Consider the following 13,086-nt stretch of genomic DNA (forward strand, 5'->3'; position numbering starts at 1 on the left):
TGATTAAGTTATAAAATCGTTGTTCATTTGATTGTTAAATTATTGTGCTCAACAGCAAGAGAGGGATGTGTTGTGGATAAAATCGAATTGGAAAATGAGTTAAATATGTCCGGAAAAACCGTTTCCGTTATTTTGACAAACGAATGCCACCCGGAATACGGAAACCCAATGCCGGGTTGCGTTTTAAATTCCATAAACGATGTTTTTTTGGGGAAAACAATTATTTTTTCCGACGAAACAAAAGGTTGCCCGGGTTTTAAAACGGGATTTGGATTTCGTGACGGAATTCCGGACATCAAAGGTGGATTTGGCTATTTCCTGACTTGCGGCCGGGGAGAAGGATATCCGCCGGGTGAACGTATAAAATCATCTATTGATGTTGCGGAAAAACTGCTTCAGGAACAGCCACAAAACGTATTGGCCGGCCATAAATACATTGTCTTAAAACCGTACGAACCAAAAGATGACGCTGCAATCGTTTTGTTTTTGGTCAATCCGGACCAGTTGTCTGCGCTTGTCCATTTGTTCAACTACAGAAAACCGGATTACGACAACGTAATCGCACCAATGACATCCGGATGCGCCTCCGTATTTCGAATTCCACTCGGCGAAGCTCAAAAAGAAAAACCGCGCGCAGTAATTGGAAACATTGATGTTTTTTCAAGACCGCATTTTCCCAAAGACACATTTTTTTTTGCGGTGCCGGCAAATTCTTTTAAAGAAATGCTTTTCGATGCCGATGAAAGTTTTTTAATTTCTCCCATTTGGAATAAAGTGCGGGAAAGAGTGCATCACAAGTAAAAACACTCATGAAATAAGAAAAACAAGTATGAAATAAAGAGAAAAGGATTGTGATTAAAAAAGAGGGATTGAAAGAATTTGAAAAAAATTATTTCATTATTTTTCCAATCGCTGTGAACCGCTGGTTGTCTTCAAGGCCGGCAAATAAGAACTGGTCGCCTTTACCGTACGCCACTTTTTTGGAACTGGTCACGTGCAAAATGCAAGATTCTCCCGCACCGATTTTTTCTTTTTCCACACCGCCTGCAATAATTTTTTTGACACGCACCGGCTCGGACTGCAATCCCACAAACATGTGGATGACATCTTCTAATTCAATGCCGGCTTTTGCGAATTTGGATAATTGGCATTCAATTTCAAATTCGGTCGCAACAATTTCTTCATTGGATAGCAAATACCCGCGGTCAAGTTCCCGTTCCAAAAGACCTTTGAGGGCAAGACCAACCCGCGCGCCTGTTTTTGCTTCTTTGACATCAATGTCATGTGTTTGAATGGAACGAATGTCCACTTTTTTGTCCGGCGGGAAAAGCCCAATTTTGTCGTGCGTGTGAATCGTTCCTTGAAGAACTTTCCCCAAAACAACGATTCCGATTCCGGTAACATTGAAAAAATGATCGATAACAACGCGTGGCGGAAGATTGTCTTTTAATTTTTGTTCCGGTTCAATTTGGTCGGCGATGTTGTGAATTTTATTTTTGAGTTCTTCTAATCCTTCAAATGGATTTGCGGCGTCTTTGTTGGTGTTGAGCGCCAAAATTTCCCAATTTTCAAGAACCGTTCCGACGGTCATTTTTTTAAGCTTTTGAGAAAATGCTTCAATTTCCATCGGATAGCTGGTATCCGCTTTGGTAATCACGATAACGCCGTGTTTCATCCCCAGCAAATCCAGCGCAATGACACATTCTCCCATATGTGGTGTCACGCCGCCCGGTGTCACACACAAAAGAGCCATATCCGCCAAATTCAGCGCGGACATAATGGATTTGATGGATTTTGGATAGGATTTGGCATCCACGTAAACATATTTTCGTTCGTGGCGATCGTCGTCATAAAGCGTGATGTCAGAGTCCGTTCCCTTTTTCCCGAGTTTGGATGCGAGCGACGTGCGTCCGGATTTTTCATCGCCGATAATTGCAATATTGGTCATAAAATCATCATCCTGAATTGTTATTTAGATTAAATAAAGTCTTGAATCGCTGAATTAAATCGGTTTTCAGATATATGAATTTGTTCAACAAAATGAAATGAAAATGAAAAATAATGAATAAATTGATGAATAAATTGATGAAAGTTTTTTAAATAAATAAAAATAAATAGAAGATTATAAATTATTTATTAATAAATATATAATTAATTAATATAATTGAATAGATATTAATATAACAACAAAATTAAAAAAAGCATTGGGAAGAAATGAGGTTGAAGAAAACCATGATTTAAAAAGTAAATAAATTTTTATGGTTTTGTTTTGTTAATTGATTCGTTCTTAATAGAACATTATTATTTCATTGAGAAAAGGGAAATAGTATGAGTCATACACAAAAACAATCAACCCCCAAAAAACAACCGATATTTCATTTTTTAATTACTTCCGTTCTTCTTTTGAGTTTTTTATTGGCTGTTGCCGGCATTGCGACCGCCACCGGCAGTTGGAGTGATGAAACTAATCGGGATACGGCGTGGGCGGATGGAGCAATTTCCACTCCGTTCCAACTTGCTCAATTTGCGTATCTGGTTAACAATAATGCTTATTCCGGATCCGGAAACGTCTATTTGGAAGACAATATTGATTTGAATGGTCATGAATGGGTTCCCATCGGAATTATCATGCAGGATTCAACGATGTTTTTCTACGACGGTATTTTTGACGGAAACGGATTTACGGTCAGTAACATGTCCATCACGGATTTCCCAACCGAAGATCCATCGAATATTTTTGTATTTGGTTTATTCGGCTACAGCGAAGCGGAAATTAAAAATCTGATTGTCTCCGGATCCATTGAGTTTAATGGCGGTTCCATGAACAATATGATTGGCGGAATCATCGGTGATTCCGCCGGAAGCATAACAAACTGTACCAGCAATGTTAATATTTTGGTCAACTCCATCAGTTTCACCGGAGGATGGATTGGCGGAATTGCCGGCATCAACGAAAACGAGATCACCTGGTGTACAAATAACGGAGACCTTGATATTGATGCAGGAAGTACGGTCGGTGTTGCCGGAATTTGTGGAGCAAATGTCGGCCGCGTTGACCGCTGTGTCAATAATGGTAATTTGACCAGTCCGACCCAATGGTATATTGGAGGAATTGTTGAAGAAATGTGGAGTGAGTTTGGAATTGTCCCTTCCGTTACAAATTGTTACAATACCGGAAAAATCGGTCCCGTTGATGTCATCGCCGGCAGTGGTATTGCCGGCATGATTTTTGAAGGCAATATTGAAAACTGTTATAGTGTCGGAGAATCCGCCGGACAAAATAATGGCGGACTCGTCGGAAATCTGACATTGGACGGAACCGTAACAAACTGTTACTTCTTGGATTCCTCCAGCGATTACGGAGTTGTTTTAATTGTCAATGACAAAACTTCGGAAAATCCCACTCAGGATCAGGGAATCAAAAAAACAGACGCACAAATGAGGTCATCCGGATTTGTATCTGAACTCAATGGCGCAGACCGTGCGTTTATATTTAATTCGGAAGGCTATCCGGTATTAAACAGAGATTCAAATGACTCGGAACAAAATCCAGGTGGCAGCGGCGGAATCGGACAGGCAACCATTCGGGAAAAAGAACCGGTTTTACCAACCGACCCCGAACCGGAAAACAACACAACAAATAGCAGCAGCCAAAACAATTCATCTGTGCCGCCTGTTGAGGAAGAAGATGAAAATAAAAAACCGAATTGGATTTTTTGGATTTTGTTGCTGATTTTCATAATTCTGTTGATTGTCGCCGGCCGGTATGCGTACAAAAAATATAATCAAAAAACGTAAGTGGTCAGCAAATAATAAACAAAAAAGATCAGCAAATAATAAACAAAAAAGATCAACAAGATACGATTAAATCGAACAAAAACAATGCGGTAAAGAAATTTTCTTAAAATTTTAAAATCTCTTTGCCGCTTTATTTGAACATTTTTCTCATAATAATTCCGGTACCGGATTTTTTTTGCCGCCCGCTGCTTTTTTCAATCATTTGCGGTTCTGCATTCGCATCCGCTTTCGATTTCATCTCCGCCCCGGTTTTCAAATTTACTTCCGTTCCGGTTTTTAAATTTAAATTCGGAAAAAAACCGTCGATTTTGCCGATTTCAACAAATCCTTCCTTCTGATACATATTGTACGCATTTTCCCAGTCGCTGTTGACGATTAAGATGGAACTGAAAATATCATATTCAAATTGGAGCGCCTCCAATAATTTCAAAAAAAGTTTCTTGCCGATTTTTTCGCCGCGAACATCGGGATAAACCGCAACAGATGAAATGTAAATTTCATTTCCATCCGGTTTGTGCGTGTCTCGAATGGAGTGGTTGATGCTGAAATTGGAATACGGAATATCCGGCGAATAATTCCAAAGCTCGGATGAAATGTAGCCGACGACCCGCCCATTCATTTCAGCGAGCAAAAACCCATCGGAGAAGACGGAAATACGAGCCAAAAATACATCCTACGACTCGATTATTTCCGGATGAAAGGAATACTTTTCAATATCCATAACGGCATTAATGTCATCCAGACAGGCTTTTCGAATAATTACAGAACTGTTTTTCATAAAATATTAACCATCCCTTCTGAATCAATCGTTCTTGGGTTTTATTTTGGGTTTTATTTTTATTTTGGGTTTTTCGGGCTTTATTTTTCAGCCTTTTATGACACCAATCGGAATCAGACGCGCGACTTTACAAGCGATTCCAAGCTGATCCACGACATCCACCACTTCGTCGCTGGGCTTGTAAACGCTGGGCGCCTCTTCGGCAATCACCGAAGGTTTGTCGGCCCGAACCGTAATTCCCTGACGTTCCAACTCTTTTTGAATTTCTTCGCCGCTCATGTTGTGTTTCGCTTGTCCGCGTCCCATCACGCGTCCGGCACCATGGCAAGCGCTTCCAAAAGACAATTCCATGGACTTGGGGCCACCTTTTAAAACAAAAGAAGGCGTCCCCATGCTTCCCGGAATGAGGACCGGCTGGCCGATATCGCGATAATGGAACGGAACTTCGGCATGTCCGGCCGGAAACGCCCGGGTGGCGCCTTTTCGGTGAACATAAACATCTTTCTTTTTGCCGTCAACGACGTGCGTTTCATATTTCGCGACATTGTGCGCCACATCATACAAAAGCTTCATGCCAAGCTCATCGACATCTTTTCCGTAAAAGTTTTCAAAAACCTCACGCGTCCAATGCATGATCACTTGACGGTTCGCCCATGCGTAATTCGCGCCGCAAATCATCGCTTCAAAATAATCCTGCGCTTCCTTAGACTGCGCCGGCGCACATGCCAACTGCTTGTCCGGAATCGAAATTTTATATTTTTTGACTGCTTCATTCAGATTCTGCAAATGGTCGGTACAAATTTGGTGGCCGGCACCGCGGGAACCGCAATGAATCATGACGTTGACCTGGCCTTCATAAAGACCATAAGCTGCCGCCGCCACCGGATCGTAAATTTTGTCCACATACTGGATTTCCAAAAAGTGATTTCCACTGCCAAGCGTCCCGAATTGCGGACGTCCGCGCTGACGCGCTTTGGTTCCGACTTTGTCCGGACTGCCGCCGGTCATAAATCCGCCGGATTCGCAATTTTTCGTATCATCCTCGATTCCGTAACCGGATTCCACGGCCCATTCCGAGCCATGCAAAAACGCGTCCGTTAATTGAACATCATTCACCCTGAATTGTCCTTTGGAGCCGACCCCGGATGGAATTTTATGAAACAGGTTTTCCGTCAGCGTCTTGATGTGCGGTACCACTTCTTCCCGAGATAAACTTGTTTTCATCAGGCGGACGCCGCAATTAATATCAAATCCGACGCCTCCGGGACTGATGATGCCTTCTTCCGGATCAAACGCCGCAACGCCGCCGATGGTAAAACCGTATCCCAAATGAACATCGGGCATCGCCATTGAGTAATCCAAAATTCCGGGAAGCATGGAAACATTTGCGATTTGATCGATGGTTGCCAAGTCAATGCTGGACAATAATTTTTCCGACAAAAAAATGCGGCCGGGAACACGCATTCCGGGAAGGCGGGACGCTGGAATGTCCCATGTGTTGTCATTGACCCGGGTGAGTACATTTAAAACGTCTTGAGGAGCAAAATCCGAATCATCTGCCGGATCTCCTTTTTCCTGATTTTGTGTCATAATTTTTTCAAACCGTTGAATAGAATAAATCTTTTTGAAAATGTAAATTTTAAAGTATGAATTTTGAAATGTGAATTTTAAAAATGTGAATTTTAAAAATGTGAATTTTAAAGTATGAATTGAAAAATATGAATTTTGAAATGAGAAATATAAATAAGGATAATCATTCTTTGATTTAATTGTTTGTTATGAAAAAACAGAAAAATGTTTGATAAAATTCGAATCATGAAAGGGGATGACAGTTTGTTTAAATTTATGTCGGCGGATGAGGCGGTGGGTTTAATTCAAGATGGAAATGTGATTGGAGTGAATGCGTTTTTATCCATTTCCAATCCGACCGAACTTCATTTGGCCTTGACGCGCCGGTTTCAAAAAACAAAAAGCCCACGTAACTTAACGGTTTTTTGTTCCGCGGGATTTGGAGATTGGAAGGAGAATTCGCCGATTGAAGGATACATTCAAGATGGGGCGGTTTCGTGCGCGATTTTGGGACATTTGGGATCTATGCCGACCGCTGCCAAAAGAATAGGGATGGAAGAAATTGAAGGATATAATTTGCCGCTTGGAACCATGTCCCATATGATCCGGGCGGCCGCCGGCGGAAAAGAATTTTATGCCACTCGAATCGGATTAAATTTATTCACCGATCCGGATGTCGGCGGATACCAACTCAACCGCATTTCAAAAACGGATTGGGTTTCTAAAACAAAAATCGGCGGCAAACCCTATCTTTTGTACAAAACCCCGGAAATCGACATTGCCTTTATCAAAGGAACCAGTTCCGACGCTTTGGGAAATATTTCATTTGAGAAGGAATGCGCAACCGTTGACGCGCTTGCGCTCGCGCAAGCGGTGCACCGGCGGGGCGGAAAAGTGATTGTGCAAGTGGAGCGTGTCATTTCCAATCATTTGCGTCCCCGCAATGTGATTGTTCCCGGAATTTTGGTGGACGCGATTGTCGTTTGTTCCAACCAAAGCCAGCTCGTGAGCGTTCACGGGTATGAGCCGACATATTCGGGAGACACTTACATTCCACCGCAGGAACTGAGTGATTGGGCAAAAGCAAAAGAGAAAAACGCGTCCAATCTTAATGATCCGGAGCGTCTGTTAGTCGCGTCCCGTGCGTTTTTGGAATTGTCGGCCGGCCAAGTCGCAAACATCGGGATTGGAATTCCGGAGGCGGTCGCTGTCGTCGCTGCCAAAGAAGGGCTTTTAAAAGATATTACGCTGACGGTGGAATCCGGTGCGATCGGCGGCCTCCCGGCATCCGGGATTTCTTTTGGCGCTGCGAGTGGCGCAGACACGATTTACGATATGTCGCAACAATTTGATTTTTATGATGGCGGCGGCCTGGATATTTGTTTTATTGGTGCTTTAGAAATTGATGCTCTCGGAAATGTGAACGGTCACATGTCCGCCGGAAGAATGACGGGAATCGGCGGCTTTGCCAACATTACGCAATCAACACCGGTTGTCGTTTTTTGTGCGACGTTTAGTGCGGGCGGCCTTTTAATCAAAATTGAAAATAAAGACGGAAATGGACATGAAAAACTCAAAATCGTAACGGAGGGAAAGTATCCAAAGTTTGTTCAAAATGTCCGGTCAGTCAGTTTTAGCGCCAAAAACGCACAGGAGTCCGGCCAAAAGGTTCTTTATATTACGGAAAGATGTGTTTTTCAATTGACTGGTGCCGGCTTGATGCTGACGGAAATCGTGGACGGCATTGATTTGAAGCGGGATATTTTAGACCGTCTTCCATTTGACGTATTGATTTCACCGGATTTAAAAACAATTCCGGCAAAACTAGTCGGAGACAAAGAAGAATTCAAATAAAAAAAATTCAAATTAATTTTTTCGGCAAAAATAAAATCCGATGCGTTGTTTTTGTGGATAAATGAAAAATTGGTGCTGTCATATACGGTGGCGACGCCTCAAAATAATATCAAAGATCTAAAACAACTTCCGTTTCAAACCCGAAAGCCGTTTTTTCAACTCGGATTCCGTTATAGGTCACTGCTTTGACTTCCGTCCTGAAATTTTGTTTGGACGAATCAACGGGTTCTCCGAAAACTTGGAATGAAACAATCCATCCGTCTTCTTTTTTGCGGAGCGCGTTTACCCGGACCGTTCCAAAAAGTGTTTCTTTTGCGTCGAATAAAAAAAGGATTTCCGACAAAAACCGAACCAATAGGTCTTCCAATTCCGGCGCGAAAATTTCCGCCTGAAATTCGACCTCGTGGGATAGGCCGGAAATGTCCGCAATGACATTGAGCATCGCCAATGCCGAATTTTCAAAAACGTTCTCCAATGAAAACCCGTAGGCAATAAACCGAGTATCTGCGATGTGATCAAGATAAATAAAAGGCGGGTGGTTTGCGGATTTGCCGGAATCAGATGTCATTGTTTCAACTGTTTTTGATTTGAATATGCTTTTAATTTGAATGCATTTTTGATTGCATGATTGCGTTTTGATTGCGTTTTTAATTTGTAAAATTACCTGTTGTCGTCATTTGATTGAATTTCCTGCATCTTACTTTTTTCTTCGGCTTTGATGGCTTTCCAAATGTGGTAAATGCGTTGGAATGCTGTGACGTGAGAGAAAATCGCGATGATGACCATGACCCATCCTAAAAATGACAATCCATACAATAAAAAGGAGTGGTCGTAAATTGCAATGTAAATGATATCCAAAAGGGTTCCGACCAAAATGATAATTAGGCGGTCGGCACGCCCCATGATTCCGCCGTAATAGCGCCCAATATCCATGGCTTGCGCTTGTGTTCCAAGGTAGCTGGTTAAAAGAACGCCGACAATCGCGATGAGACCGATTTGCCAAGGACAAAGGCCGCCAAAAATAATGCCACCAATGATGAAAACATCGGCATAGCGGTCAATAACGTGATCTAAAAAGTCTCCTTTTTTGCCGGCAATTCCCATCATGCGCGCGACCGCACCGTCAAATGCGTCCAATCCGGAATTAATCAGCACACAAACGCCGGCCGCAAAAAGCATCCAGACCGGCTCAAATGTTGTTGTGGTTCCGGCCAAATAAAAAAAGATGCCGGCAATGAGTGAAAAAACCAAAGAAACAATGGAAAGTGTGTCCGGCGTAACTTTATATTTTGCCAAACGGGATGCGACCGGATTGATGATTTTTTTGGTGAAATAAGGTCTTAAAGAGTCGGCTGCCATTGAATATTTCTCCGCAATTAAAGGGATGATGAAACTGGATGAATTTTATTTTTCGCGCTTTCCAATTTTGATTTTATTTTGATTTTATTTTGGTTTTATTTTTGATTTTATGGATGGACTCATTATTAAATTGATTTATAAATAATATTCAATAAATAAAAATTTTTGGATGCTTATTTTGGATGAAAACATTATGCTCAAACAAAAACATAAACATTTTGCTTAAAACAGATTCTTTGCCGACGCATACAGATATTTTATTTTGGACGCGTATTCCAATTGTGTTGTGATCCGGTAAGCTTCTTTGAGTGTGTTTCCGATTGCAATTGTCCCATGTCCACAGATAATGATTCCTGAAAGGTTTGAGTTTAAATTTGAATGTGAGTTAACACCGCTGCAAAATGCGTCTGCCGCATTTTTTGCAAGTTCTACGCTTCCGATTCCGCCGGTTACAATTGGGATTTCCCCGAGGAAAAGCTTTCCTTCGCTGTCAATCGGAATCAGAGATGAATTCCCAATTTCGGTTTCCAGGATGGACATCACCACCGAATACGGACAATGCGCGTGAAGAATGGCTTTTGCGTTTGTTTTTTGATAAATCATCCGATGGATAGGCGTTTCCGATGACGCTAATTTTTCCGCAGGGGATTTTTCCATGGCGGATTTTTCCGCGACGGATTTTTCTGTGGCGGATTTTTCTGTGGCGGATTTTTTAACAGCCATGTTTCCCGCCTCTGCTTTGTATTTTTCCGGATAAAGAGGAACTTCAATGATGCCATTTTTGTCAATTTCATCCAAGGCAACGCCTGTTTTTGTAATCACAAAGGTTTCGCCGGAACCGGACAAAACGCTCATGTTTCCGAAATTGGATTCGACCAAGCCGGAGGAGACGACTTTTTGTCCAACGGACTGAAATTCCTGCCACATTTTTTAACTTCCCATCCCAAAATGATTCGACAAAATGATTCTGATGCATCTAAATAATTCAAAAAAATATAAAAGTATCCGAAAAAAGCAAGAATCATAAGATTTATTAAGAAGGATGGTATTAAGGGTTTGTTCCAAAATGCCTCGTTAGCTCAGCGGTGGAGCGAGTGATTTGTAATCACTAGGTCGCGTGTTCAAATCACGCACGGGGCTTTTTCTGTTTTCTTTTTTTCAATTTTTTTTGAGCTTTTGTTTGATAACTAGATTTGTTTTAAATTTTGTGAATTGCAAATCCAAACGTTTTATGTTTATTTATATATATTTAATAAAATAAAATGATGAAAAAAATATATAATATTAAATTTATGGATTAGTTAGCCTCACTTCAATGGGGCATTTGTAACAGAGTTAAATCAAAGTAAAGAGGTTATAAAATGTAAAAGAGGTTATGAAAATGAAAAAACAATTAGAATTGCTACTTTTAGTCTGTCTATTTTTTGTAATTTTTACAAATCCTGTAAATGCTCAAGAGATTAATTATGCTAATGGAATTCAAAATGAATCTCATATAAACATCAGTTTTGATCCTAATAGCAATTTTAACAATTCTGAAAAAAGTGAAATTGCAGCAGCATCGAATTCATGGGAGCAAACCGGAATTGCATTGAATATGGCTCGAACCCCGATGTTTTACAACAGCAGTACTTATAATACTACAGATGGTGTTTCTTTCAAAAAAGGGTATATCAGTGGTACTCCTATAGCTAATTGTGCATATAATCTAGCCGATAGCCAAACGGTTAAAAGTTCACACATAACATTTTCAACAAACACAAGTTATTCTTGGACGACAAATATTGGGGAAGCTAATGGAAGTGAAGATGTATGGATATGGGATGTTCAATCAGTTGCTTTACATGAACTTGGTCATAGCTTAGGACTCGGCCACTTTTCAAATTTTGACGCAGTTATGTATGCACAAATGGCTGTTTATGGAAAGAGAAATGTAACAGTTCACGATAAATTTTATTTGACTCAGATATATGACTCTTCAAGTTTATCAGCTTCTTCTAATTACTGGATTTCACAAGGTTTGACATTTCAACCTAATGAAAATCATTTGAATTTGAGACAAAGCCCAGTCGAAAAAGAAAAAAGTTATGATATCGAACTTGGCATGGATATATTTTACCCAGCATTTGATGATGAACAAATGGTAAATGTATCTGATTTAATTGTTAAAGGCCGTGTCAAAGAAATCACCCCTTCTTGGTGGAATACCTCTGATGGAAAGGCACCTCCTATTGAAAATATGCTTGAATATAGTTTATTCCATGATGTTATTATTGAAGTTGAGGAAACTTTCAAAGGAAATATTACAGGAAAATCACAGGAAATTATTATTCGGCAGGCTGGTGGAACATTAGATAATGTCCGACAAACAACTTCGGTTCCTCAATATTATGAAGATGAAGAAGTTATATTGTATTTAGTTGAAGAAGCATTGTCAGACAAAACTGGTTTGAAATATTATACCCAAATCAGTGAAAAAGGTCAAATTTTTATTATTGAAGAAAATTTCGCTGTAAACGGTCTCGGACAAGAAATCAATATTCAGGAAAATGTTGTGTCACAAATTGAAAAATGAGGACATGTAATAAATTGAAACACGAAGAATTGTAAGATTAAACAATATTTAAAAATCCAAAATAAGAGGGGATGTTTATGAAAATAAAAATATTTCTTCTTTTATTTTTTTTAGTTTTTTTAACGACCTCAATTTCCACATCAGAAGCAGAAGAGATCCAACCCATATCCATGAATCCGGTTTATGTTGCCGACGACTTGAAAAAAATCGGTGGCGAATGGGGATATAATGAAAACATTATTTTGATGAATGATATTGAAATCGTCGATGAAACATGGCGGCCGATTGGATATATCGGAAAACCGTTTACCGGAGATGTTTTTGGAGGAAACCATACAATAACATTTACAAAGGATACGAAATTTGTTCAATTTTCGGGATCGACTGATGCAAATGGGTATGGTTTATTCGGCAACGTTTACGGCATCAAAATCGAAAATTTAAATATAATTACAAAAGGGAATGTAACCGGTGAAAATAATGCCGGCCTGCTTGCCGGCGTTGCCGGTGGGAGTAGCAGTGATCCGACCATCATTTTTAATTGCTCTGTTCGTGGTGATGAAAACGTATCCGTCAACGGAAAAGATAATGTTGGCGGCTTGATCGGATCTTTTGTCAACGGAACGATGAAAAATTGTTCCTCAAATGTTTCCACTCATGCTGAAACAAACAACGTCGGCGGTTTAATTGGATATTCTTACCTGTGTAATATTTCCGCCGTATCTGCCACAGGCTCCGTAAAAGCCGGAAAAAACAATTCCGGCGGCTTGATCGGATATGATTATTTCAGCAAAATTTTGAATTCTTATGCAACCGGAATCGTCAGTGCCGGTGAAGGAAATGCCGGTGGATTTTTGGGCTATGCTCAAGACGCAACGAAAATTTCATACTGCACCGCCACTGGAACGGTTGAATCGCCAAAAAAAACCGGTTTTATCGGTGGATGGGATGAAGAAAATAAACCAATTGTTACCGGAAGTTTCTACCGTGAAACGGAAGTGGATTTGAACAATCCAGCTGGTTTGGAAAAAGAAAATTACAAAAATTACAAAATATTCATTGCCGTTGCCGTTGGTTTAGTTTTAACCGGCATTCTATTGATTTTTGCCGTCAAAATCCGGTCCGGTAAAAAACAAAGGGAGTTGTGATTCCG

At 40.5% G+C, this 13,086-nt stretch carries 11 protein-coding genes and 1 tRNA gene; 6 read left to right on the forward strand and 6 right to left on the reverse strand.

Features of this window, described 5'->3' with window-relative positions; all coding sequences use genetic code 11:
• Window positions 1-72: 72 nt before the first annotated feature.
• The gene (locus MsAm2_RS08150) at window positions 73-801 is read left to right on the forward strand and encodes a DUF169 domain-containing protein (RefSeq protein WP_338097749.1); all 729 of its coding nucleotides are present in this window, start codon (window positions 73-75) and stop codon (window positions 799-801) included.
• Between the two features lie 88 nt (window positions 802-889).
• On the opposite strand, the gene MsAm2_RS08155 is transcribed toward MsAm2_RS08150, so the two are convergent.
• Entirely contained in the window at window positions 890-1,948 is a 1,059-nt protein-coding gene (locus MsAm2_RS08155; protein WP_338097750.1) for an EF-Tu/IF-2/RF-3 family GTPase, read from the reverse strand.
• Window positions 1,949-2,328: 380 nt separating this feature from the next.
• On the opposite strand from MsAm2_RS08155, the gene MsAm2_RS08160 reads away from it, so the two are divergent.
• Window positions 2,329-3,798: a hypothetical protein gene (locus tag MsAm2_RS08160; RefSeq protein ID WP_338097751.1), complete on the forward strand. Its 1,470-nt coding sequence runs from the start codon at window positions 2,329-2,331 to the stop codon at window positions 3,796-3,798.
• 130 nt (window positions 3,799-3,928) lie between these two features.
• Here the strand turns inward: MsAm2_RS08160 and MsAm2_RS08165 are convergent, their stop codons facing one another.
• Both MsAm2_RS08165 and MsAm2_RS08170 read right to left on the reverse strand, forming a co-directional pair.
• Window positions 3,929-4,462 carry a GNAT family N-acetyltransferase gene (locus tag MsAm2_RS08165; protein WP_338097752.1) on the reverse strand — a complete coding sequence of 178 codons (534 nt, stop codon included), beginning with the start codon at window positions 4,460-4,462 and terminating at the stop codon, window positions 3,929-3,931.
• Window positions 4,463-4,663: 201 nt separating this feature from the next.
• Window positions 4,664-6,166 carry an RtcB family protein gene (locus MsAm2_RS08170; RefSeq protein WP_338097753.1) on the reverse strand — a complete coding sequence of 501 codons (1,503 nt, stop codon included), beginning with the start codon at window positions 6,164-6,166 and terminating at the stop codon, window positions 4,664-4,666.
• Between the two features lie 204 nt (window positions 6,167-6,370).
• Between MsAm2_RS08170 and MsAm2_RS08175 the strand changes: the two genes are divergently transcribed.
• Window positions 6,371-7,999 (forward strand): CoA-transferase, encoded by a 1,629-nt coding sequence (locus tag MsAm2_RS08175; protein ID WP_338097754.1) that lies wholly within the window; start codon window positions 6,371-6,373, stop codon window positions 7,997-7,999.
• Between the two features lie 109 nt (window positions 8,000-8,108).
• Here MsAm2_RS08175 and MsAm2_RS08180 read toward each other — a convergent pair whose 3' ends face one another.
• From MsAm2_RS08180 to MsAm2_RS08190, 3 genes are all read right to left on the reverse strand, one after another.
• Complete coding sequence (locus MsAm2_RS08180; protein ID WP_338097755.1) at window positions 8,109-8,567, reverse strand: archease; 459 nt, start codon at window positions 8,565-8,567, stop codon at window positions 8,109-8,111.
• A gap of 92 nt (window positions 8,568-8,659) precedes the next feature.
• On the reverse strand, window positions 8,660-9,358 hold the full coding sequence (locus MsAm2_RS08185; protein WP_338097756.1) for a CDP-alcohol phosphatidyltransferase family protein: 699 nt from the start codon (window positions 9,356-9,358) through the stop codon (window positions 8,660-8,662).
• Window positions 9,359-9,580: 222 nt separating this feature from the next.
• Complete coding sequence (locus MsAm2_RS08190) at window positions 9,581-10,285, reverse strand: class II aldolase/adducin family protein (protein WP_338097757.1); 705 nt, start codon at window positions 10,283-10,285, stop codon at window positions 9,581-9,583.
• 141 nt (window positions 10,286-10,426) lie between these two features.
• Between MsAm2_RS08190 and MsAm2_RS08195 the strand changes: the two genes are divergently transcribed.
• The 3 genes from MsAm2_RS08195 (at window position 10,427) to MsAm2_RS08205 (ending at window position 13,081) form a co-directional block, all read left to right on the forward strand.
• Window positions 10,427-10,498 (forward strand) — tRNA-Thr (locus MsAm2_RS08195).
• Window positions 10,499-10,739: 241 nt separating this feature from the next.
• Window positions 10,740-11,933 carry a matrixin family metalloprotease gene (locus tag MsAm2_RS08200; protein ID WP_338097758.1) on the forward strand — a complete coding sequence of 398 codons (1,194 nt, stop codon included), beginning with the start codon at window positions 10,740-10,742 and terminating at the stop codon, window positions 11,931-11,933.
• A 77-nt stretch (window positions 11,934-12,010) separates the two neighbouring features.
• Entirely contained in the window at window positions 12,011-13,081 is a 1,071-nt protein-coding gene (locus MsAm2_RS08205) for a GLUG motif-containing protein (protein ID WP_338097759.1), read from the forward strand.
• The last annotated feature ends 5 nt before the right edge of the window (window positions 13,082-13,086 follow it).

Origin of the sequence: Methanolapillus ohkumae, assembly GCF_032594355.1 — an archaeon.
In the GTDB taxonomy this organism is placed as follows: domain Archaea; phylum Halobacteriota; class Methanosarcinia; order Methanosarcinales; family Methanosarcinaceae; genus Methanolapillus; species Methanolapillus ohkumae.